Annotated in this window: 19 protein-coding genes and 1 pseudogene; 12 read left to right on the top strand and 8 right to left on the bottom strand. The window is 33.5% G+C overall.

Annotation, left to right across the window (positions count from 1 at the left end):
- From fabF to pyk, 4 genes are all read left to right on the top strand, one after another.
- A complete protein-coding gene (gene fabF / locus AC0L5U_RS13260) occupies positions 1-1,251 on the top strand; it encodes a beta-ketoacyl-ACP synthase II (RefSeq protein WP_473416894.1) in 1,251 nt (416 codons plus the stop codon).
- Between the two features lie 7 nt (positions 1,252-1,258).
- Positions 1,259-1,999 carry a ribonuclease III gene (gene rnc / locus AC0L5U_RS13255; protein ID WP_473416892.1) on the top strand — a complete coding sequence of 247 codons (741 nt, stop codon included), beginning with the start codon at positions 1,259-1,261 and terminating at the stop codon, positions 1,997-1,999.
- A gap of 122 nt (positions 2,000-2,121) precedes the next feature.
- Positions 2,122-2,607: an IPExxxVDY family protein gene (locus AC0L5U_RS13250; RefSeq protein WP_473416891.1), complete on the top strand. Its 486-nt coding sequence runs from the start codon at positions 2,122-2,124 to the stop codon at positions 2,605-2,607.
- Between the two features lie 4 nt (positions 2,608-2,611).
- Positions 2,612-4,048 carry a pyruvate kinase gene (pyk, locus tag AC0L5U_RS13245; RefSeq protein ID WP_473418292.1) on the top strand — a complete coding sequence of 479 codons (1,437 nt, stop codon included), beginning with the start codon at positions 2,612-2,614 and terminating at the stop codon, positions 4,046-4,048.
- Positions 4,049-4,273: 225 nt separating this feature from the next.
- On the opposite strand, the gene AC0L5U_RS13240 is transcribed toward pyk, so the two are convergent.
- From AC0L5U_RS13240 to dinB, 5 genes and pseudogenes are all read right to left on the bottom strand, one after another.
- Complete coding sequence (locus AC0L5U_RS13240; protein WP_473416890.1) at positions 4,274-4,750, bottom strand: hypothetical protein; 477 nt, start codon at positions 4,748-4,750, stop codon at positions 4,274-4,276.
- Between the two features lie 120 nt (positions 4,751-4,870).
- Positions 4,871-5,386 carry a hypothetical protein gene (locus AC0L5U_RS13235; protein WP_473416889.1) on the bottom strand — a complete coding sequence of 172 codons (516 nt, stop codon included), beginning with the start codon at positions 5,384-5,386 and terminating at the stop codon, positions 4,871-4,873.
- A gap of 15 nt (positions 5,387-5,401) precedes the next feature.
- Positions 5,402-6,406: a DNA cytosine methyltransferase gene (locus AC0L5U_RS13230; protein WP_473416888.1), complete on the bottom strand. Its 1,005-nt coding sequence runs from the start codon at positions 6,404-6,406 to the stop codon at positions 5,402-5,404.
- On the bottom strand, positions 6,388-6,564 hold the full coding sequence (locus AC0L5U_RS13225; protein WP_473416887.1) for a hypothetical protein: 177 nt from the start codon (positions 6,562-6,564) through the stop codon (positions 6,388-6,390). The genes AC0L5U_RS13230 and AC0L5U_RS13225 overlap by 19 nt, the downstream gene beginning before the upstream one ends.
- Before the next feature lie 71 nt (positions 6,565-6,635).
- Positions 6,636-7,737 (bottom strand): annotated as a pseudogene (dinB, locus tag AC0L5U_RS13220) (DNA polymerase IV).
- A 57-nt stretch (positions 7,738-7,794) separates the two neighbouring features.
- Between dinB and AC0L5U_RS13215 the strand changes: the two are divergent.
- The 7 genes from AC0L5U_RS13215 (at position 7,795) to AC0L5U_RS13185 (ending at position 12,133) form a co-directional block, all read left to right on the top strand.
- Positions 7,795-8,397, top strand: coding sequence for a DUF2238 domain-containing protein (locus tag AC0L5U_RS13215; RefSeq protein WP_473416885.1), 603 nt, complete (start codon positions 7,795-7,797; stop codon positions 8,395-8,397).
- A complete protein-coding gene (locus AC0L5U_RS13210; protein ID WP_473416881.1) occupies positions 8,394-8,864 on the top strand; it encodes a CYTH domain-containing protein in 471 nt (156 codons plus the stop codon). The genes AC0L5U_RS13215 and AC0L5U_RS13210 overlap by 4 nt, the downstream gene beginning before the upstream one ends.
- The gene (locus tag AC0L5U_RS13205) at positions 8,864-9,418 is read left to right on the top strand and encodes a YciI family protein (RefSeq protein ID WP_473416879.1); all 555 of its coding nucleotides are present in this window, start codon (positions 8,864-8,866) and stop codon (positions 9,416-9,418) included. The genes AC0L5U_RS13210 and AC0L5U_RS13205 overlap by 1 nt, the downstream gene beginning before the upstream one ends.
- A 196-nt stretch (positions 9,419-9,614) precedes the next feature.
- A complete protein-coding gene (locus AC0L5U_RS13200; RefSeq protein WP_473416877.1) occupies positions 9,615-10,280 on the top strand; it encodes an endonuclease/exonuclease/phosphatase family protein in 666 nt (221 codons plus the stop codon).
- A gap of 496 nt (positions 10,281-10,776) precedes the next feature.
- A complete protein-coding gene (locus tag AC0L5U_RS13195; protein ID WP_473416876.1) occupies positions 10,777-10,971 on the top strand; it encodes a hypothetical protein in 195 nt (64 codons plus the stop codon).
- Positions 10,972-11,000: 29 nt separating this feature from the next.
- Positions 11,001-11,546, top strand: a complete 546-nt coding sequence (locus AC0L5U_RS13190; RefSeq protein WP_473416874.1) for a hypothetical protein — start codon at positions 11,001-11,003, stop codon at positions 11,544-11,546.
- Positions 11,543-12,133 (top strand): PcfJ domain-containing protein, encoded by a 591-nt coding sequence (locus AC0L5U_RS13185; RefSeq protein ID WP_473416872.1) that lies wholly within the window; start codon positions 11,543-11,545, stop codon positions 12,131-12,133. Before AC0L5U_RS13190 ends, AC0L5U_RS13185 begins: the two co-directional genes overlap by 4 nt.
- Before the next feature lie 47 nt (positions 12,134-12,180).
- On the opposite strand, the gene pbpC is transcribed toward AC0L5U_RS13185, so the two are convergent.
- Positions 12,181-14,547, bottom strand: coding sequence for a penicillin-binding protein 1C (gene pbpC / locus AC0L5U_RS13180; RefSeq protein WP_473416871.1), 2,367 nt, complete (start codon positions 14,545-14,547; stop codon positions 12,181-12,183).
- 209 nt (positions 14,548-14,756) lie between these two features.
- On the opposite strand from pbpC, the gene AC0L5U_RS13175 reads away from it, so the two are divergent.
- Complete coding sequence (locus tag AC0L5U_RS13175; RefSeq protein ID WP_473416869.1) at positions 14,757-17,081, top strand: T9SS type B sorting domain-containing protein; 2,325 nt, start codon at positions 14,757-14,759, stop codon at positions 17,079-17,081.
- A gap of 237 nt (positions 17,082-17,318) precedes the next feature.
- On the opposite strand, the gene AC0L5U_RS13170 is transcribed toward AC0L5U_RS13175, so the two are convergent.
- Complete coding sequence (locus AC0L5U_RS13170) at positions 17,319-17,882, bottom strand: hypothetical protein (RefSeq protein ID WP_473416868.1); 564 nt, start codon at positions 17,880-17,882, stop codon at positions 17,319-17,321.
- A 166-nt stretch (positions 17,883-18,048) separates the two neighbouring features.
- Positions 18,049-23,619, bottom strand: a complete 5,571-nt coding sequence (locus tag AC0L5U_RS13165) for an alpha-2-macroglobulin family protein (RefSeq protein WP_473416867.1) — start codon at positions 23,617-23,619, stop codon at positions 18,049-18,051.
- Between the last annotated feature and the right edge of the window lie 9 nt (positions 23,620-23,628).

Below are 23,628 nucleotides of genomic sequence, written 5' to 3'. Positions count from 1 at the left end.
ATGGAACTAAAGCGAGTTGTAGTTACAGGACTAGGAGCTTTAACGCCAATTGGGAATACCCTAGAAGAATACTGGGAAGGCTTAATTAGTGGTAAAAGTGGTGCTGCGCCTATTACATATTATGATACCGAAAAGTTTAAAACAAAGTTTGCTTGCGAACTAAAAAACTTTAACGTAACCGATTTTATTGATCGGAAAGAATCTCGTAGAATGGACAAGTTTGCTCAATATGCAATGGTGGCTTCAGATGAAGCAATTGCAGATGCCAAACTTAACGTTGAAGAGGTTAATAAATTACGTGTTGGTGTTATTTGGGGAGCAGGTATTGGTGGTCTAGAAACTTTTCAGCAAGAAGTATTAAACTTTGCTGATGGAGATGGTACGCCAAGATTTAATCCTTTCTTTATTCCGAAAATGATTGCAGATATAGCACCTGCAAACATCTCCATAAAATATGGCTTTATGGGGCCTAATTACACAACAGTTTCGGCTTGTGCATCTTCTGCTAATGCTATGTTTGATGCTCTAAACACTATACGTTTAGGACATTGTGATGTAGTAGTTACTGGAGGGAGTGAAGCAGCTGTTACTATTGCTGGTATGGGTGGTTTTAATGCTATGCATGCATTATCTACTAGAAATGAAAGTCCAGAAACAGCCTCTCGCCCTTTTGATGGTACAAGAGATGGTTTTGTTTTAGGAGAAGGTGCAGGCGCACTAATTCTAGAAGAATATGAGCATGCAAAAGCAAGAGGAGCAAAAATATATGCTGAGATAGTAGGAGGAGGGTTATCTTCTGATGCTTACCATATGACAGCTCCACATCCAGAAGGTCTTGGTGTAGTTGAAGTTATGAAAAACTGTTTAGAAAACGCAGGTTTAAAACCTGAAGATGTAGATCATATAAACACACACGGAACTTCAACACCATTAGGTGACGTAGCTGAGTTAAAGGCAATCTCTAAAGTTTTTGGAGATCATGCTAAAAACATAAATATTAATTCTACAAAATCAATGACAGGGCATCTTTTAGGTGCAGCTGGGGCTATAGAGGCAATTTCTAGCATCTTGGCTATTGAAAACGGCATTGTTCCACCAACTATTAATCATACAACAGTTGATGAGAATATAGACCCAGAATTAAATTTAACGCTAAACAAAGCTCAAAAAAGAGATGTTAAGGTTGCAATGAGTAATACGTTTGGATTTGGCGGACACAACGCCTGCGTAGTATTCAAGAAATTAGACTAAATCCCGAATGGAGTACATTCGTAACATACTAAATTCCCGTTCCAAACGAAACGGGAATTTTTTTATACAATTAACTCAAATTTTAGGTTATAAACCTAAAAAAATGGGCATTTACAAAAAAGCATTTACTCACCGTTCTATGAACATAAAAGATAGTAAAGGAAACGCTCTCAATTATGAAAGATTAGAATTTTTAGGAGATGCCATGTTAAGTGCAGTAATAGCATCACATTTATTTCAAGAAGTACCAAGTGGAGACGAAGGGTATCTAACTAAAATGCGTTCTAAAGTAGTAAGTAGAGAGCATTTAAATGAGCTGGGAAGAGAACTAAATTTGATTGATTTGGTGGAAAGCAAAATTCCTGCAGGTCAGTTCGGAGATAATATTCATGGTAATTTATTCGAGGCTTTAGTAGGTGCTATTTTTTTGGATAAAGGTTATAAATACTGTGAAAAATTTATCTACAAGCGCATTATAAACCCGCATGTTGATATAGGGCAACTTGAAGGTAAAGTTATTAGTTATAAAAGCTTATTGATTGAGTGGTGTCAAAAAGAAAAGAAAGTTTTTAACTACAATGTTTATGAAGATACAGGAAATGATGATGTCAGGCATTTTTCGGTAAAACTATCAATAGATTCTAAAATAGTAGCCAAAGCCAGAGCCACTTCCAAGAAAAAGGCCGAAGAGAAAGCTTCTAAACGTGCTTTTTTTGCATTTCAAAGCAAAATATCGAAAATGATTTAATAGAAATCAACTAATTCGGCCTACTATAACGTTTTAGTGATTGTTACGGTTAAGAAATTTGAATTCGTTTTATTAGTAAATATATTTAACGTTATATTTACATCTTATTTTTAAGTCAGGTTATGGCAGTACACAAACTTATTCTTGATGATGTTTTTGAGGACACGTTATGTACTTTAATTGCAATACATTGTTCAATTGAAGATTACCGACTAGCGTATTTGTTAAACAAATATTTAAGTATAAGCCTAACTAGAAGCCGTGACGATTTAGACTTTAATAAAGGCATCACTAAGTATTCAGTTTATGAATATGAAGATGAAAATCAATTACTAACTTGGAATTTGGTATCAAATGTTTTTAAAACAGAAACCTTTTCTAATATTGATTATCAATCTTTATTTACAACACAACAAAAGGTAATTAAAACATATAATTTGATTCCTGAATACAAAAAAGTGAATTATTTTTTAAAAATTGATAATGAGCTACATAGTAGCAAACAAAAACATATTGTAAATAATCTCCTTAAGATTCCGCAAATAGCAATGGCTTATAACATAAATGTAAGCACATTAAAATCTAAGGAGTATTTAATATTTAACTAATGGGATTAAGAAAAAAACCAAAATAGTAGCAACCCTAGGCCCTGCAACAAGTACCAAAGAAGTTTTAAAAGGCATGCTTGAAGAAGGTGCTAATGTATTCAGAATTAACTTTTCGCATGCGGATTATCAAGACGTAAAAGAACGTATCAATATGATACGTGAATTGAATGATGAGTATGGCTTCAATGCAGCAATTTTGGGTGATTTACAAGGGCCAAAGCTTCGTGTTGGTGTCATGAAAGAAGAAGTTGAAGTAAATCCTGGTGACGAAATTATTTTTGCTACTGGAGAACGCTTTGAAGGCACAAAAGAACGAGTTTACATGACCTACGATAGGTTTCCTCAAGATGCAAAACCAGGAGAACGCATCCTTTTAGATGACGGAAAATTAATTTTTGAAGTAGTTTCAACAGATAAAAAATCAGAAGTAAAAGCAAAAGTTATTCAAGGTGGGCCTTTAAAATCTAAAAAAGGAGTAAATCTTCCAAATACAGATATTTCCCAACCAGCATTAACAGAAAAAGATATTGAGGATGCTATTTTTGCAATCAGTCAAAATGTAGATTGGATTGCATTATCTTTTGTGCGACATGCAGAAGATTTAATGCAACTGCGTGATTTAATAAAAAAACATAGTGATCATAAAATTCCAATTATAGCTAAAATTGAAAAGCCAGAAGCTGTAGAAAACATAGATAAAATCGTAACACAATGTGACGGTATTATGGTAGCTCGTGGAGATTTAGGTGTTGAAGTTCCTGCAGAAGAAGTACCACTAATTCAAAAACAATTGGTGTTACGTGCTAAAAAAGCAAGAATTCCTGTAATTATTGCAACCCAAATGATGGAGACTATGATAGATAGTTTAACACCAACAAGAGCAGAAGTAAACGATGTCGCCAACTCCGTTATGGATGGTGCCGATGCAGCGATGCTTTCAGGTGAAACATCAGTAGGGCAGTACCCAATTCAGGTTATAAAGCAAATGAGCGATATCTTAAAAAGTGTAGAAGATTCTCCACTCATTAAGGTCCCAGAAATGCCACCACACATCCGTACCAATCGTTATATTACAAAATCAATTTGTTACCATGCCGCAAATATGGCAAACGAAATTGATGCCAGAGCAATTTCTACATTAACCAATAGTGGCTATACCGCGTTTCAAATTTCAGCTTGGAGACCATCATGTCACATTCTTGTGTTTACCTCAAACAAACGTATATTAACACGTTTAAGTTTATTATGGGGTGTAAAAGCATTCTATTACGATAAGTTTGTAAGTACTGATGAAACCATAGAAGACGTAAACGCCATAGCATGTAAAAAAGGCTATCTTGATGTTGGCGATATGCTAATTAGTTTGGCCGCAATGCCTATTCAAGATAAAGGAATGGTAAATACACTTCGAGTTTCAGAAATTGAAACCTGTAGCTTTTAATGGTTAAATTATTTGGGCGTTACCACAAGGGTCGTGCTTTCCACTATATCTTTTAAACACAAAAATGGTTGCTTTTGGCAATCATTTTTGTGTTTAAAAGGATGCCGTTGCAATCGCTAACGCATCTGTTTGCAGGCTTTAGGGTTCCTAAGTTGAGGTTAGTTTTGTTTTTACGAGGTTCTTTTATCATTCAGGTTATATCAATTAAATATTTGCCAAAACCTACTATTTTAAACTAACTATCAGTCTCTTAAAGTGAGGATAGTATATTCTGCCCCACATAGGGTTCTTTTCAAATTGAAAAATTTCGTGAGTGTTAGAATCATAAACAATAGGGATGCTGAACCCTGCCCATTTTTTTCCTGATTTTAATTTTAAGCAATAATCTTTAGCTTCGTCTTTAATATTACTTGAAATCAAAATAGATATTACGCCAAGACCAGATTGTAAGCCTCTTGGCCAACCTTTGTAATGTTGCTTGGAAAACTTAAATGATTCAGATAAATGATTTTCAATTATAGTTTTATTAATTTCTTGATTTCCAAAATCAGTTGCAACAATAAAGGTGTTTAATTGAGTCGCCACCCAACTCCATTTAAATTTTTTTTCATACCCAATTACACTTAAGCTATTTAGTATTTTATATTCAGAATGGTAAATGGAAGACTCTGTTAATTTAGCTTTTATTGATTCAATATTCATCTTATTTTTATTAATTGTAGATTAATTAGGCATGTGGCTCACATACACAATGGCAAACGAAATTATTATTATTTCTGATAAACTTTAATGCTACCTGAATTGTTTCAAAAAATCTAAAACTTACAACCCCTCTTTTTTAAATGTATTTAGTTTATCAATGGATAAAATAGTAGCATTAGCCTTTACAAATTGAAATTTACCAAAATCTTTTCCTTTAGGTATAAACTCTCCTTGTTTAAAAAACTCTTCACAAGAAATCCAGCCCAAAATCCAACCCTTGCTATAGTCATTTAAAATTCTTAGGAATATATAAAAATCGGCATCTTGTTTATAAACCCCAGACAAGTCATGCGAGTTAACAGTACACCAATAATCTGGTTTTGGTTTAAACTTACATGTAATAGTTTTAACTTCAAGTTTTTTTCCTTTGTTAGATATTAAATCATAATGGTATTTGTCTTCATCATTTTGAAGCCCTAAATACTTCATTATTATTCTCTCCCCAATATAGCCTACTAAAATTCTATTTCTTTCAGAGCCAAATTTACTAAGCCCTAGGTTGTCATGCATGTTTACATGCTCTAATTTGTTATTAGCATAATCAATAATATCTTGTGTGATTATAACTTCAATCATAAATTCTTAAACAGACTACAAATGATTTTTAATGGCCATCGCTACAGCTTTTGCTAATAAAGGAGGTACTGCATTACCAGTTTGCACTCTTGCTTGAACAGTTCCTCCTTTTATCAAAAAATCATCAGGAAAGCTCTGTATTCTGCAGCGTTCTCTTATGGTTAACCCACGATTATCCTTTGGATGTCCTAACTGAAATTGCGGACGTATACCACCAGAAACTTGTGTTGGACTCAAAATATCCCAGGCTAATCGTATGCGCTGTTTAAACCTCTCGTACATAGGTTCGCCAGGTTTTGTGTTTTTTATTTTATCAATTGTGGATGATGGATGATTTGGCGCTGTATGACCTGTTACATTCCCGTTTGTGTTTAATCGCATTAATTTTTGAAAAATCACTAAAAGGCTTTTTTGATATTTGGTTTTGGTCTCCTTGGAGTTTAAAGAAGGTAAATCGCCTATAGCATCTTTTATAGTTACATAATCTTTTTCTGTCTCTGGGCCATGTGTTTTAATGATATCGTTGAAATCAAAATCTACACCTTTAATACCAACAAATATAAGTCTTGTTCTTTTTTGCGGGACACCATAATCTGGAGCATAAAGCAATTTACTTTTAACTTTCATATGTCCAATTTCACTTAAATGAGTTTCTATATCTTTTACAAAATTACCAGTACTTTTCATTCCAGAAACGTTTTCTAGAACCACAACTTTAGGTTGTAAAATTTCAACAAAACGAGCAAACTCTCTGTACATAAAATTTCTATCATCATTATCGTGCCGTTTTCTATTATTTAATGAAAATCCTTGACAAGGAATCCCTCCTATTAAAACATCAAGTTGTCTGCCATTCAATAATTCCTTTATAACTTCTGGGTTGACATTCTTTATATCACCGGTAATTGTGGAGCAATTTGGATGGTTTTCTTGAAATGTTTGAATAGATGGGGTGTGAATATCGCAACCCAATACAGTTTCAAAGCCAGCCATTTCAAAACCTAGGAAGTGCCACCACATCCGCAGAATAATTCTGCTACTATTGGCTTTTTAGTATAAATGTTAGTGCCTTTTTTAAATATAGGTTCGTTATTCCAATAATATCCGTTTTCTTCAACTTTTACAGAAGTATCCCAAGCACTTTTTTTAATAATATCTTTTATTTTTATCTCAGGCATGTTCTGTTTTTCTTATAATATTAAATTTCGGTAAAAATCAAATGTAATGAATTAAACGATTTACGTATTTATTAAAACTCAAATCGCAACTGTACACTAACACTTTTTTTAACTTCAGGTTTCTTCTTTTTCTCAGTATTTAGATTAGACATCGAAATTCCTAATAAACGTACAGAATTATTTAATTTTTCTTGATACAATAAATCTTTAGCAGTTTCTAAAATTACACTTTTATCACTTATATAATAAGGCAACGTTTTACTTCTGGTTTGCAATGTAAAATCACTATACTTTATTTTTAAGGTAACTGTTTTTCCAGCAACTTTACTCTTGTTTAATCTGCGCGAAACCTCTTCAGCAATGTGCTCTAGTTTTTCGAGCATAAAAATTTCTGAAGATAAATTTTCACTAAATGTACGTTCGGCGGCTAAACTTTTTCTTGTTCTGTGTGGTTTTACTTCGCTGTTATGAATGCCTCTAACAATGTGGTAATAGTATCTGCCCGATTTTCCGAAATTTTCATCTAAATATTCTAGAGATTTTTGCTTTAAATCCATACCAGTAAAAATACCTTTTTGGTACATTTTTTCTGCAGTAACTTTTCCAACACCATAAAATTTCCGGATGTCAAGTACTTCTAAAAATTCTAAAACTTCTTCTGGATTAACTGTTTTTTGTCCGTTAGGTTTGTTGAAATCGCTCGCTACTTTAGCAATAAATTTATTGATAGAAATACCTGCTGAAGCAGTTAAACCAACTTCCTTAAAAATGCGTTCTCTAATTTCTTTTGCAATTAAAGAAGCACTTGGGTTTCCTTTTTTGTTTTGGGTAACATCAAGATAGGCTTCATCTAAAGAAAGCGGTTCAACCAAATCGGTATAATCGTAAAAAATTTTCCTAATCTTTTTTGATATTTCAGAATACCTATCAAAATGTGGACGTACAAAAATAAGTTCCGGGCATAATTTTTGCAGCTAAGCGTCCTGCCATAGCACTTTTAACGCCAAATTTTCGGGCTTCGTAACTTGCTGCACTTACTACACCACGTTTTCCGCCACCACCAACAGCAATGGCTTTTCCTTTTAAATCAGGATTATCCATTTGCTCCACAGAGGCATAAAATGCGTCCATATCTACATGAATAATTTTTCGATGTGGTAAATCGGCACTCATTCTTAATTGTTGATTCTATCAAAAATAAGATATCTTTGATAGAGATTACTCCAAAGGATGAAACTAATTTACACACTTCTTGTTTTAACTATTTTATTGCTTATTTGGTCTGCCATAAAACCTTTAGAATATTTTACGTGGTTCCTAGAAATCTTACCTGCAATTGTTGGTATTTTAGTTTTAGCATTCACTTTTAAATCATTCAGATTTACCAACCTTATTTATGTTTTGGTGTTTGCTCATTGCGCCATATTAATTATTGGCGGCCATTATACCTATGCCGAGGTACCTTTGTTTAATTGGATTCAAGAAGTATTTCATCAAACTAGAAATAATTATGATAAAGTTGGTCATTTTGCTCAAGGCTTTGTTCCTGCAATGATTACAAGAGAATTGTTATTGCGTAAAGAAGTGGTTATGAAAAAAGGCTGGCTAAATTTTATTGTAGTAGCTATAGCATTAGCAATAAGTGCAGCGTATGAATTTATAGAATGGGGAGTTTCTTTAAGCACAGGAGAAGGTGGTAATGCTTTTTTAGGAACACAAGGCTATATTTGGGATACACAATCGGATATGTTATATGCAACAATTGGAGCGATCACAGCTTTGGTTCTTTTAAGTAAACTTCATAATAAACAATTAAAAGCAATTCCAAATTGATAGAAATAGAACGTAAATTTTTAGTGATTTCTAATGCATTTAAAACAGAAGCATTTAAGCAATCTAGAATAAGTCAAGGCTATTTAAACTCACATAAAGAACGTGCTGTTAGAGTGCGCCTAAAAGGAGAACAAGGTTTTTTAACTGTAAAAGGAGCATCGTCAGAAAATGGATTATCACGGTTTGAATGGGAAAAAGAAATCACAAAAGGAGACGCATTAGAATTATTAAATTTGTGTGAAGTAGGCGTTATAGATAAAATACGTTATGAAGTAAAAATTGGCAATCATACTTTTGAAGTTGATGAGTTTTTTGGAGATAACGAAGGTTTAATAATAGCAGAAGTAGAATTGACTCACGAAAATGAAACCTTTGAAATACCAATTTGGTTAGGTAAAGAGGTAACGGGAGATATAAAATATTACAATTCGCAATTAAGTAAGCAACCCTATAAAACTTGGAAATAATGAAAAAAATTATAATACTATTGCTATTCGCATTGTTGCAAATAAGTTGTAAAGATGAAGTCAAAATAGCGGAGCCTAAAACAAATGAAGTTGTTGAATATTCAGAAGAAAAAGAAAACACAAAACCTGTAGTATCTGAAATAGTAGTTGAAGCATCAGTTCCAAAAACTACCAAACAAATTAAAGAAGAATTGATTGCCAAAGGTTTTAAAATCTTTGATTATGTTGACAAAAAAACTAAAGATACCGTTGTAATGCAGCAATATTTTATGGCGTTTTTAAAAAGTGGGCCAATTCGAGGTCAAAATGAAGAAGAATCCGCTGAACTTCAAAAACAACATATGGCACATTTAACAAAAATGTATGAGTTAGGATATGCTGATATTTCTGGACCATTTGGAGATGATGGAGATATAAGAGGTATTACTATTTACAATGTACCAACTCTTAAAATGGCGGATAGTTTAGCTAAATCAGACCCAATGGTTAAAGCTGGACGATTAGAAATTGAAGTTCATCCTTGGTGGGCTGGTAAAGGGTTTCCATTGCGATAATAATGTTGAAAATTTTTCTAAAGTTTTTTAAAATACTGATAGTTTCAGGGTTGGTGGTTCATTTTACTATTAAGGATTTGTTTCATTGGTCATCAATACTATTTTACGCACTACCATTACCCGTAATTAGTGTGTTAACCTTACTTGTATCTTTTTTTCTAAAAAATTATTACGGGTTACATTACTAATTATAACTTTGGTTTGTTCTATAATTTGGGTAAATAAAAGTTATAAGTATCACGAAACAGAAAATATCTCTGATGGTTTTGAAATTGTATTTTGGAATGCGAGACATAATAAACGCTTTCAAGATGCATTTACCATAAACAAAAGTATACCTGATGTCCTTGCTATAGTAGAATATGATGACGAGAAAATAAATAAAGCTAAAGTTCAATATTCAGAATATTTCTTTTATCTGTCAGAAGAAAATGTTGGAATTTTTTCAAAAACTCCTATCAATATTTTAAATGAAATAAAACATGAAGACAATTCATTAGTAATTCATTTTGAAACAAATGGACTAAACTTTTATGCTATTGATATTTCAGCAAGTACTTTAAATTTTAGAAAAAAATCACTTCAATTTGTAGTTTCTAATATTCATAAAAAAGATAAAACGCTAATTTTAGGTGATTTTAATACGCCTATAGAGTCTCGATACTTTACTTTTTTTAAAGAAAATTTCGTGAACGCCTTTGAAGAAAAAGGTAACGGTTTTAGAGAAACTTGGCTTTGGAATATTCCTTTATTGACGCTAGACTATATTTGGGTTTCTAAAGATTTAGAAGTTCAAAAAATTGATAAAATACAAACATTAAAATCTGACCATGTTATGCTTAGAATGGTTTTAAATAACTAGTTACTTCAGAACTTTATTTGGAAATAAGAAAAAAAGGATTCTATCTTTGCAACTCAATAAAGAAAAATAAAATGCAATTAATAACAACCACATATCGTCTTTATAGCGTTGGAGTAACTCCAAAGCTAAACTCGGGTGTTGTTAATTGTTTACATCAAAAATAGGATTAAATTAATAACAATATATCTAAACCCGAGTTATTAATAACTCAGGTTTTTTTATGATAAATTTTAAAATAATGACAACAATAAATTATAGAATAATTAATCAACTAATGTTAGATACCATTAGACATCACGAATTTGAATCGAATATCTATATATAAATATTATAGACAATAATGCTTAACAAAAGCTCGGTTCTTTAATTAGAATCGAGCTTTTTGTTTAATAAAAATCAAAGCCAAAAAACAATAAATGACAGGATATAAACACAGTTTAGTAACCGAATTTATAAGTGGTTTTACATAGAAATTAATCTAGTAAAAACTTTAAAAATGAAACCTATATGCAACATAAAAAAAAGAAACATAAAACCTAGTGCTTACTTGGCCTTGGTTGAAAAAGTTTACAGCAATAATAATAAACCACAACGCTACAAAGGAACTGTAGAGTCTATGTTACAAGAGTTTTTTTCTAAAACAAGTAAAAAAGATACACTTGGAAAAGAAAAACTTTCAAACAACTCTTAGAACGTTTGTACAACCAAAAGTGTTATGCATTGCTTAGACAATACAAGTATGTTGAAATATTACACAATATAAGTGCCTTTGGTAATAAACTTGTGAGACCTATTGATGGATGGGAAAACAACTATTTTAATGAAGATGAGCAAATAAGCGCATTGTTGAAATACTGTTTTACTAAATATGATACACCTCAGTTTTTAGAACAATCATTTTACACTAGCAATAAATTATACATGCTTTGGTATGTACAATTAGGTAGCGGTAAAAGTGTTAAAGATTTATCTCAATTGCAGGTTGTATTGACTAAGAAAATGGCACACGAATTTAGAAATGCACCTCAGTTCTTTAGTCCAAATGAAGCATTAGTATATGCACAAGCATTGGGTTTTGGAGCTGCAAAAGATGCTGCAAAAGTTATAGCATTTTCTAGATTGTCTATCATAGGTGGTAATGACCCAAAGTTTTGGACTACAGTAGTTCAGTTCTTTGCAAAAGTGGAGTGCTTAGAAACAAACGAGTTGAATCAAATTATTGATTATATCGCGTTTAAGTTTCGTGAAGACGTCTCTTTTCTATGAAAGGAAGAACATTTAACGCGTTGTTACATCAAACCAATGAGTGGCATCGCAGAATGTATTTCAATAGAAATATTGGTAATGTTTTGTCTTGGAATTCATCTGGAATAAAACCTTTGTATGTGGTGGAAATTGTAAACGGACAAAGAATTGTTTACAAAACTATTGAACTTAGAAACTCTATAGAACTTTATGATGAAGGTTTAGAAATGCAACACTGTGTTGCTGAATATGATGAGGAATGTAGCGATGGTACAAGTTCTATTTTCTCTTTGCAAATGCAAATTGAAGGTAAAACTTCTGAGCGTTTAGCAACGTTAGAGATTGGCTTACCTGATTTTACGGTTATACAAGCAAAAGCTAAGTGTAACCAAGAGCCATGTGCCAAAGCAAATGAGTTGATTGATAAATGGATTAACGCATCTAGTATTCAAAAAAAGCCTAGTGTGGGTTATGAACAACCATATCAACCTTTTGCGTATAGAAGAGCTGTAGATCTTGAGCGCATGCGAACTCCAGAATTGGATGTATGGTTAATTAAGGTTGTCATTTGGGTAATTTATTTAATCCTCCGATTCGCTATGAGTTGATATGAAGTTGTTCAGAAAGTATGTAAAGTACTTTTTGGGCAACTTTTTTATTTTAAGAAATTTTTATTCTGATATTTCAAATTGTCTTTTGCTTCATTCCCAAATTCATCAACAACGGTAATTATATGTTTTCCTTGTTTTGGTTTCACAGCTAATTCATGAATATCTTTTGTACTGCCAATAAAAGTGTTGTCAACATACCAAAATACCGTACTTTCTGGTTTTGAATGGGCTATTTTTAAGATGAGGTCGTTGGTTTTTCCATCAAAATCTTTAGGTAAAAAGATGCTGTTGTTAGCTTTCGGATAAATAAAATCAATTGAAACTGAATTTTCACCTAAACAGTCATCTCTAAATTTTGGTAACGATTTATAAAACGGATTTTTAGTTTTATAATAATAAGCCATTAACGGTGGCAGTACAAACCAAGATTTATGTTGCATTTTTTCTAAGTCTTCACATGAAGAATTGACTTGAAAACTTTCATTTTTATCCAGATGAATCAAAACATGATAGGGGCAAGGCTTAGTTTTTAGCCCACTAACCTGAATGAATTTTTCTTCCACAACATCACAATTAGGCGATGAACGATGCCCACTTTGTTTACAAATTGAAACTTCTTGCATTTCATCAAAAGGTTTTGCAAACCAGTCGCTATTTGGTAATACATCAAATACATCAAATAAAATAGGTGCAGCAGTTTGAACGCCTACTAATCCTGGACGTCCTTCGCCATCAGCATTTCCAACCCAAACCCCAACTACATAATCTTTTGTAGTGCCAATGGCCCAAGCATCACGAAATCCAAAACTAGTTCCTGTTTTCCAAGCAATTTGTTTAGAGTCATCAAAAAAGGCCCAACTCTCATCACTTTCTGGTCTGTTTACCTCTTTTAAACTTTCATAAGTTAAATAAACTGAAGCGGCATCAAAAAGGTTTTTTTCAGGTGTTTTGTTTCCAAAATCAATTTCATCTGAAGCTAAAAAAGTAGGTTCACAAAATTCATTTGAAAAATATTCACTTGAGTTTTCAGAGAAATGGTTTAAGGTTGAAGACAATGCCGCATAACTTTTACACAAATCCCAAAGGTTACTTTCTGCACCACCTAAAGCCAGAGATAATCCGTAATGATTCGCATTGTATTTTAAGTCTCTAAGCTTTAATTGCTTCAAATAATGATAAAATCTATCCAATCCAAATTCTTGCAACATTCTAACAGCAGGAACATTTAAAGACCTTGATAAAGCACGACTAGCAGGAACAGCCCCATCATAAGTTTTGTTGTAATTTTCAGGATTATAACTTCCAAATTGTGTTGGAACATCAGCAACTAATGTATTTGGTAATAAGTCGCCAGAATCCAGCATTGAGGCATATAAAAACGGTTTTAAAATACTTCCAGTACTTCTGGGTTTATCGATAATATCTACATCTTTTTGATGTGTTTTATCTGTTGGTGAATTACCGACATAAGCTAAAACTTGTCTTGTTTTTACATCCAAAACTAAAACCGCTGCATTATGAATTTCATTCTGACTTAATTGATTATAATGTGATTTAACAATGAAGTTGACTTGTTTTTGAAGATTTTTTTCAACAGTAGTCTTAATTCGTTTTCCATAATGAGATTTCGCTACTTTCTGCAATAAATGTGGTGCTATTTGAGGTAGTGGATATGGTTTTTGAGGCAACCCTTCAGCCAGAGACAACTCATAAGTAAGTGTATCAATAATCGAATTACTTAACAATTTTTCTAAAAGACGATTTCGTTTTTTTAATAACCGTTCTTGATTTTTACCAGGGTAAATTAGGCTAGGGGCATTAGGCAAAACGGCAAGTGTTGCACTTTCCGCCCAAGACAAGTCATTTGCGTTTCTATTAAAATAACGCCAAGAGGCTGCATCAAGCCCAACTACGTTTCCTCCAAAAGGAGCATTACTGGAATAGTAGGCTAGAATTTTATCTTTAGAATTTCGTATTTCCAATCTGGTAGCGAGGATTATTTCCTTAATTTTTTCGGAATACGTTCTGGATTGTCCTTTTCTAGACAATCGAATTACTTGTTGTGTAAGGGTACTTCCACCACGTTTAATTCCACCAGATTTTAAATTATCTCGTAAAGCTTTAAAAATAGAAATAGGATTAAACCCTGGATGCTTATAAAAATATTCATCTTCAAATTGAATAATACAAATTTTGAATTTCTTAGGAATAGAATCATTATGTGGAAATCGCCATTGTCCATCTTTTGCAATTTGAGCACCTAATAATTCATTTTTAGAACACGTAATTACGGTTGCAGTAGGATCTTTAAAAAGCCGACTTGGTAGGCAAAAAACATAAAAAACTAATAACACCCCAATAGTTGCAGATTTAATTTTATGTTTCTTTATGTAGCGTATAATGGATGTCACTTAAATTATATACTCTTGTAAAAAATGATTAGATGTTTTTTAAGATAAATTTATAAAACTAATATATTAGTGTTTTTAAAAACTATGAAGATTAGCTAAAAAGGATGTTTATGTTAGTTTTTTACTAGTTTAGGTTAATATTTATTAAGGTATTAACCATTTATTTTTGGTAATATAGCTACTTATAAATGATTTTAAAGAAAATTCAGTTGGACTTTGCACTCAGAAATAAACTTTTATTTATACTACTCGCATTAGTAATCTCAAAATCTAATGCTCAATTAGGATCCTGTACAGGTAATTCTGGAGCATCTATATTTGTTGAAGATTTTGGAATTGCACCTAGTGCAGCTACACAACATGCACCCTTACCTGCACCAGGAACAACAACATATACTTTTTTAGGTAATCCGCCAGCAGTTTTTGCAGATGGTAGATATACAGTTAGTAATATGAATTATCAACAATGGAATTGGTTTAATGAAGAAGATCATACTGTAGGCGATACAAATGGAAGAATGCTTGTTGTAAACGCCAGTTTTACTCCTGGGGAATTTTACAGATTACCTATTACAGGGCTTTGCGAAAACACTACTTATACATTTTCTTCATGGATTAAAAATTTAACACCAAGAGATTTGATAGATGCAGGAAGAACTCCAAACCCCTGTAATGTTAGGTTTGAAATCTGGGATAGTACTGATGCTATTTTGTTGAAATCTGGTAATACAGGCGATTTTTTAGGGGCTTTAAGTACTGAAAACGGTGAATGGCTTCAATTTGAACTTTTATTTCAAACACAGCCAGGTCAAAATGCGGTGATATTGAAGATGGTAAATAATGGAATTGGTGGCTATGGAAACGATTTAGCAATAGACGATATTGAATTTAAAAGCTGTGGCGATAGTATTGAAATAGAAGACCCTACAACTAATAATAATATTAATATTTGCAGTACGTTAACACCATATACTACAACAATAAACGCAGTACCAGACAATACTGTATTTAGTTCTCATTTTTACCAATGGCAAATGAGTATTGATGGTGTTACTTGGACAGATATTGTTGGTGAAACCTCCTCAAGTCTTGCGATATCTGGATTAACAGCAACAACTTATTATAGAGCAAAAGTTGCCGAATCAGCAGTTAATGTAAATAATGGTTCTTGTAATACAATATCAGATGTTTTCGAGATTGATGTCACATCAGCACCTTTAGCTCCAGCAATTGAATGTTGGGAAACTGCAACGTTTAGTGATGTTACATGTTCATGGAGTGTAACTGGTACACAACCTGTACAGCCTGCTTTAGAGTGTTGGGAAACTGCAACATTCAACAATACAACATGCATTTGGGATATTACGGGGACACAACCTGTACAGCCTGCTTTAGAGTGTTGGGAAACCGCAACATTCAACAATGCAACCTGTAATTGGGATGTTTCAGGAACACAACCTGTACAGCCTACCTTAGAGTGTTGGGAAACCACAATGTTTAATAATACAACATGCATTTGGGATATTACGGGAACACAGCCCGTACAGCCTACTCTAGAGTGTTGGGAAACCGCAACATTCAATAATACAACATGCATTTGGAATATTACGGGAACACAACCTGTACAGCCTGCTTTAGAGTGTTGGGAAACTGCAATATTCAATAATACAACCTGCGTTTGGAACTTAACTGGGACACAGCCTGTACAGCCCACTTTAGAGTGTTGGGAAACCGCAGCATTCAATAATACAACCTGTAATTGGGATGTCATGGGAACACAACCCGCACAACCAGCAATAGAGTGTTGGGAAACCGCAACGTTCAATAATACAACTTGTGATTGGGATGTGACAGGAACAAGACCAGGGTCTACTTTTGATGAAATCGTGTTTTTCTGTGGTTTGGAAATGCCAACTTTAGATGCCAGTTTTACAACTGTGCCAGATCCAATGTTTCAATGGAGTACTGGAGATATTTCAGAGTTTATTGTAATTAGTGCGCCGGGCTTTTATACTGTAGAAATAACTAGCGCAACAAGTTGTGCTTTTGAAACTCAAAATTTTGATACCATTCAAACGGATAATCCAGTCATAGAAAGTATTATATCCGAAGGTCGGGATATTATTATTAATACAACTGTTTTAGGTAATTTTTTATATTCTTTAGATGGTATTTCATTTCAAAGCAGTAACATATTTGAAAATGTTGAAGGCGGGCAATACACTATTTATGCTAAAGGTCGTGCCTGTAGCGATAGTATGGAAACAACATACATTCACTTTTATGTCCCAAAGTTTTTTACACCAAATAATGATGGGTTTAATGACACCTTCAATTTAGCAGGAATAGAAGCTTTTAGCAATTCCAAAGTATCAATTTTCGACAGATATGGAAAACTATTAAAAAATTCGGCTAAAGGTCCTTTTTCATGGAACGGTACTTTTAATAATCAACTATTACCAACAGGCGATTATTGGTATATTATCATCATAGATAATCAAAAAATTACAGGACATTTTACTTTAAAAAGATAAACTATTTGGGCGTTAACACAATGGTCGAGCTTTTCTCTGCAATCCCTAACGCGGGTTATCTGCTAACTTGTTTTTTAAAATTAGAGTTGGATTTATTTTTGGAGAGGTTCGTTTAACGGTTATGTATAAGAATAGTTGCGGGTTTGTATGCGAGGATTTTCCGAAGGAAAATCAGATGCAGGCAAACACGCAATTGCCTTTGTTTAAGCACTAAACCGCAATTATTTTTATACGGTGTTAGCAACTGGCTTTATTCTTTTTTTCTTTCCAAATCCCGAGTTCATTTTCCTTTGCATATAGTTCCGCTTCTTTAAGTTTCTCAATGAATTTTTCATATTCACTATCGTTTATGAAAACTTCCACGTCTGGTTTTTCCATTCCACGATATATTTTCTTTTCCTTTCGGCTCATTTCTTTCCAAGTTCTCGGGCGTTGCATAGTTCCTCCAGGATAACAACCATTTTTTACCAGATAAATATTCAGATTTTCAGTTCCGTCAACAATCCAAGAGTATGTGATTTTTGATTCCGAATTGAGAGCAGAAATAGGAATTAGTTTTGCGTTCGGATGTTCAGTTAACCAATTCTTTAATAATTCAGCTGAATTTTCAGAACGTGGTGTTCTGAAGAAACCTTGACCAAGTAAACAATAAACATCATCTTTGTTTTCTCCTTTTTTATTTCCGAAAATAGATTCAAATTCAAAGTCCTGAATCGGAAATTCAGTCAATTTGTTTTGAGATTTACAAGATGTTGTAAAAGTCAAAAATATGATTATTATTAGTTCAAAAGTTTGTTTCATTCGCTTGTTGCTAACGCAAAGATAAAGTTCCGTTTCAATGAACTTTATTGATCGTTAAACGAATTTATCATTTTTTTCTGATAAAATCAAGTGAATGAATGCTATAATATCTTCGGTAAGATTCCTGCTGTACTGAAACAAGTTCAGCACAAGTCGCAGGAATTTATCACTTCTCAACCACAACCCATTTTCCTTTTGTTCTTACCAAAAACTCATCATCATACATCGCTTCAGCTTGCACTCCAGGTAAATAATATGTACCTAAATACGAGGCATTCAACATTACGTTAAAGGTTTTTGTGCTGTGTTTTCCTTTTTTTGGTAAATCAAAATAGAAATTCACACGGTCGTCTCTAATATCGGTATGTCTTGCAGCACTTGTTGTTGTGCTTCCAAAAGCGGTAAAACGTGTATTCACAATTTCCCAACCCGATGGAAAAATTTGAGTTAATGCTACATCATTAACCGATGCATTTTTTAAATTACTTACACTTACGGTAGCCACAAAATCTTGTCCTTGCATGAGTTTAGAAACATCCATTGTATTCCCTTTTAAATCTTTGTATTGCACCGATACACTTAGTCCACGCTGTTCTACCAATTCTTGCCCAAGTGGTAATTTTCCAGAATTCAATACTCTTACATAAATCACATTGTCTTTAGCATTTTTAAATACTAAATTGTTTGTGCCTTCAACTACGTTTAAATCTCGTTGTGCAATTGCACTTTTGGTGTCTATACTTTCGGTTTTTCCATTAATGGTATAATTTAGGTTTAAAGCTTTTCCACCATTGGCATTTACCATTTTTGCCATGGCCAATAAACTATACGCTGTAGTTTGTGTGCTCATCCATCGGTTACTTGATAAATCTCTAGCAATGTCTTCAGTAAGTGCTCGCATTTTAGAATCTTTGGTCAATACCATAGTTTCCAAAGCCATCGCTCGATTTCTATCTACAGATCCATAGGTGTAATAATTATAACGCTGCGGTTTAAAATTAATATTAGCTGATTGCGAAATCTTGTCACTAGCCTCTTTTTGTCCTGCCAAAGCATAAGCTGCTGCCAATCGCCATTTGGCTTCATTCGAGATTTCAGAGAATTCTCTAAGGCGGTTCATACTTGCTAAATCCGGACTACCAGCCAAAGCCAAAGTATATAATCTGTAAGCCTGTGCTAAATCAGAGTTGTAGGTGCGATAACTTGGTCGCCAATTTCTAGCGGCTTGCTTTTGGTACATCAACCAGTTACTTTTAAATGTTAATGGCAGCACATAACCTTTTTTTTCGGCTTCAATCATAAAATGTCCTGCATAACTGGTGCCCCAATCGTTGGCACTAGCTTCTCCAATCCAATAACTGAGTCCACCATGAGCACGCTGAAAATGCCCTAAACGTTTAATCCCATTTTCAATATTCGTTTGAATTTGTTTCTTTTTATCAAAAGTTAAATCAAAAATATCAGCTAAAAATAACTGCGGAAATACACTCGATGTGGTTTGCTCTACACACCCATGCGGATAACGAATTAAATACTGTAAGCGTCTTGAAAAATCCATCGGAGGCAAGGTTGAAAATTCAATGGTAGCCGAATTTGTTCCAGCAACCCCAAACGTTGAAAAGTCTAAACTTTCAGATGCATTTGCTGCTAAAGTTTTATCCAATGCTTTTGAAGTTATTGGATTAGTATTCACAACATCCAATTCCACTTTATAAGTAGATTTCTCGCCATTGCCAGTTGCAATCACTTCAACAGTATTAATCCCTTTGGCTTTACTCACATCCAATTCAAAATACGCCATTTGCTCATCAGGTTTTGCAAAAGAAAGTGCTTTAGAATTTTCACCAACTACCGAAATTCCATCACTCAGTTTCAAACTAATATTTATGTTTTTTACTTTAGGTTCCATAGCAAAAACGGTAACAGGTAAGGTTACTTTTTCGCCTGGGCTTAACTTCCGCGGAAGCGTTGCTAAAACCATCAATGGTTTTTTAACTTCAACGGCTTTATCGGTACTTCCATAAGCTTCATTGTCATTGTTTCCTGCAACTACCATCGTTCGAACAGAACCTATATAATTTGGTAATTTTATTTGATGGGTTTTTGTTTTTCCAGCATCCAATTTAAAAGGGCCTAAATACGTAACCACAGGTTTAAAACGATTCGCTTTTTTGTTTTTTCCACCTGCAGCATTGCCATCGCCACCAATGGCAAATACTTGGTCGATACTTCCTGAATACGCACCAATAACATCATCAAAAATATCCCAAGTTTTTACACCCAGAGCTTGACGTTTATAAAACTCATGCCATGCATTTGGGGTTTTAAATCGGGTTAAATCTAGTAACCCTTCTTCAACCATGGCAATAGTATAAGTCATCGCTTTGTTGTTTTTTTCAGAGACTTTCACTTCAAAAGTTTGCTCTGGACGCAATTTATCTGGCATGCTTAATTCAGGGTGCAATTTCGTGTCTGGGTTTTCAACCATAATGGGAATGACGCCATATAAGCGAATTGGTAAATCGTTAACAGTAATCGCATGTGGTTGTAATAATGAAATATTCACAAATACGTTTGGAGCCATTTCTTTACTGATTGGAATATCAACAGTAGTTTCACCTTTACTCGTTTTTACCCATTTATAATCCAAAACTTCGGTGCCATTTTCAATACTTACCAAAGCACGCCCTTCACTTCCTGACGCAAAAGTCACTTTAGCTATTTCGCCTACATTATAGTTTTCTTTATCTGCTGAAAACACTAACATTTTAGCAGCTTCTTTATCTGAAGATGGAGCTTTTTGCCACCAGTTTTTATAGAAATATGCGGTTCTTCCTGTGGCGTGCCCGCTAGCAGGGTCTGATATTCTAATGAGGTAACGGCCACGATCATTATCTGGAATTTTTACATTGAAATTGGCTTTCCCATTGGCATCTGTATTTATTTTTAGAGATTTATAAGGTCTGTGATAACTACTAGACACATAACTTGCCAAATCATCGTAAGACGAATTCCACCACCAGCGCCATTCTACTTTATAAATCTTCACTTCAAGATTATTACGTTTTATAGGCTTGCCATTTTCATCAACTACCACCACATCAAAGGTTTGGTTTTCATCTGTAAAAAAGGAGCCATAAGCATTTCCTTTTGGGGATTGTAATCCAACAAAAGATTTATAAGGCGCATATTTTTTGGTAAATGCGTCCATGGAGAAATCTCCACCATTTTCAAACGCACGGACTAAAAATTGAACATTCAACATCCCTGGAGCGTTCTTCCCAACATTGAGTTTTTTGTTGATTGACGCTAAACCTTCTTCATTTACTTTCCCTTCAAATACGTTAATTTCTTCTGTATTGAATTTTCGTGTAGGGTCGTTAAACGTGTAATTTTTATAGTTTTCAAAAGCGGTATAAGCAGAAGTGAATTTCGCTTTTATCTCAGTTTTTAAATTTTTTCCTGGAGCGCCATGAAGCCATTTCACATCCAAATCGCCTTTTAATAGTTCGTTATTTGAAAGGATTTCGTTTTCAAAATCGACCTTAATTTTTAATCGATTTGGTTTAACAGTTTCAATTTTTAAACCTTTATAAAAAGTAGCTCCTCCAACAGAAACTTTAGCATTGTAATTTCCAGTTTTACCTTCTGAAGCTATTGGTACGGTAAACTTGTAGAAATTATTTAAGTGGTCTGCGGTAACGTTTTTGTAAACCAATTTCCCGTTAGGATCGGTAATTTCTAGTTTTACTGGATGCCTTTTTGGAAGTTTATTAGCGTTGTCATTCAACATAAACGTTAAATGCAAAGTATCTCCCGGTCTCCAAACACCACGTTCGCCATAAATATAACCTTTAAGTCCACGTTGTAAACGATAACCAGACACATCAAACTTACTAAGCGACAACGAATTCCCATCATGAAGTTTAACATACGTTGTGTTTTTTACTTTTGAAACAATAGCGAATGCTGCATTTTTATCAGAATCAATTAAAGTTAAACCTTGTTCGTCCGTAGTTCTGCTTGCCAATTCTTGCTGCTGAAAATTGTAAAGCGCAACCTTTGCTCCAGCCTCTGGATTGGTGTTTAAAATATTAGTAACCGCAAAATAATACGAGTTGTTAGCGCCCTGTTTTGCAATAACGCCCAAGTTTGAAGCGAGTAAATTTTGAGATACAATTTTACGCTCGTTATAATAGGCATCATGACATGGGTTTTGCTCTTCGCGCCAATTGTAAACATAATTTTTGTAACGATAGGCTTTGTTATCCCAATAGGCTTCCTCACGTAAGTCTTGATTTTCACTATCTATTTCAGCGTAATCGCCTTCATAGTAATCTTCCTCATAATAGTCATCATAATCATCATTTTCTGAAGTTGAAATACCTGCATTGGCTTCACAATCGTATAGCGAATAGCGTTTGTCAAAACTTAATTCCACCCGATAAATAGCGCCAGCATCAGCTTTAAAAAACTTTGATAAATCGATGCTATAGACTTTCCATTTTCCTGTGTTTTCTGCTGCGGTTTGTAATTGAATAGTTTGTTTCGCAATGCGTCTACCAACTTTCTTGATGTCATATTTATTATTGCTATTTAAATTATTGTCTTGCAAAAATTGCAGCACGTTATCTTCAAAGATCTTAATCACACGAACATCAACGGCACTCAAATTAACGGCTTCAAAATTGAATTTTAATTGCTCAGAATTTGGTAGAATGGTTCCGTTACTAATTAGTTTTACTTGTGGTTTTAAATCTTCAAAAGCTATGGTTTCAGAAAATGGTTTTTTCAATTTATAACCTTCAGTATTTTTGATGCCTTGAAATACATCTACCTGAATATTACCCACTAATTTAGTGTCTGGATATACTTTAAGAACATTTCCATCTACTACATATTTTGGATTCTTTACTTTTTGAATGGAGACTAAACCATCAAAATTTTGTTGTTTTTTAAGTGGGTCTGAAAAGTTAATGGATAGATGCTGTTCTGGAGATTGCGTGACATTAGTTTCAACAATCGTGAAGTTATTTATACCCGGAATTAAAATGGTGTTTTCTCCTTGGTTATCTGCTTCAATAGATTTTCCATTCCATTTTACAAGGATGTTGTCGTCTTCAATTTTTCGATTAATACTATCAATTTTAAATTCAAAATACTTCGAACTTTCATTTGCTTCATTAAAAACCAATGCTAATTTTTTGCCATTTTGGGAGGCTTCAACTAATGTTTTGGCATCTTCAATTGAAATAACATCTGCCGATTTTATAACGCCTTCAAGGTATTGCCAATTTTTACTGTACGATTGTAAATGATTAGTTTCAATATTAAAACTTGGTGTGATGGTTTTAAACTGAAACGTATAATCTTTAAAGCCATCTGGCATTTTTTTATAGATGTCGTTTAGCTTTACTACAACCGTGTATTCAGTATCGGGTTCTAAATGTTCATCGGGTTTAAAAAGTAATGTGTGTTTGTTTGCAACTGTTAATTTACCTTCAACATGAGGTTTTATGCTTACAATTTTATCGGTTATTTCCTGTCCCATTTCCCAACCTTCAACTTCGTTTGCAAAATTGATTTGAATTGGACTAGCTACTGAAGTTATTCCCGATGTGGTATAACTGATATAATCCCGGAATTTGAAAAGATTATCGGTTTCTACGGGTTTCTTTTTACACGAAACAGCTAACATAATAAGCAATACGAAAGCGAAGCCTTTTTTTAATGACATAAAGATGAA

Source organism: Jejuia sp. G7-7 (assembly GCF_055808955.1).
Note: the sequence above shows the minus strand (reverse complement) of the source record. Positions and strands in the feature narration are given on the sequence as shown.

Excerpts from the sequence above, each read along its gene's own strand:
- fabF (WP_473416894.1), top strand. The coding sequence starts at position 1 with ATGGAACTAAAGCGAGTTGTAGTTACAGGACTAGGAGCTTTAACGCCA.
- rnc (WP_473416892.1), top strand. The coding sequence starts at position 1,259 with ATGGAGTACATTCGTAACATACTAAATTCCCGTTCCAAACGAAACGGG.
- AC0L5U_RS13250 (WP_473416891.1), top strand. The coding sequence starts at position 2,122 with ATGGCAGTACACAAACTTATTCTTGATGATGTTTTTGAGGACACGTTA.
- AC0L5U_RS13240 (WP_473416890.1), bottom strand. The coding sequence starts at position 4,750 with ATGAATATTGAATCAATAAAAGCTAAATTAACAGAGTCTTCCATTTAC.
- AC0L5U_RS13235 (WP_473416889.1), bottom strand. The coding sequence starts at position 5,386 with ATGATTGAAGTTATAATCACACAAGATATTATTGATTATGCTAATAAC.
- AC0L5U_RS13230 (WP_473416888.1), bottom strand. The coding sequence starts at position 6,406 with ATGTGGTGGCACTTCCTAGGTTTTGAAATGGCTGGCTTTGAAACTGTA.
- AC0L5U_RS13225 (WP_473416887.1), bottom strand. The coding sequence starts at position 6,564 with ATGCCTGAGATAAAAATAAAAGATATTATTAAAAAAAGTGCTTGGGAT.
- AC0L5U_RS13215 (WP_473416885.1), top strand. The coding sequence starts at position 7,795 with ATGAAACTAATTTACACACTTCTTGTTTTAACTATTTTATTGCTTATT.
- AC0L5U_RS13205 (WP_473416879.1), top strand. The coding sequence starts at position 8,864 with ATGAAAAAAATTATAATACTATTGCTATTCGCATTGTTGCAAATAAGT.
- AC0L5U_RS13195 (WP_473416876.1), top strand. The coding sequence starts at position 10,777 with ATGAAACCTATATGCAACATAAAAAAAAGAAACATAAAACCTAGTGCT.
- AC0L5U_RS13185 (WP_473416872.1), top strand. The coding sequence starts at position 11,543 with ATGAAAGGAAGAACATTTAACGCGTTGTTACATCAAACCAATGAGTGG.
- AC0L5U_RS13170 (WP_473416868.1), bottom strand. The coding sequence starts at position 17,882 with ATGAAACAAACTTTTGAACTAATAATAATCATATTTTTGACTTTTACA.
- AC0L5U_RS13165 (WP_473416867.1), bottom strand. The coding sequence starts at position 23,619 with ATGTCATTAAAAAAAGGCTTCGCTTTCGTATTGCTTATTATGTTAGCT.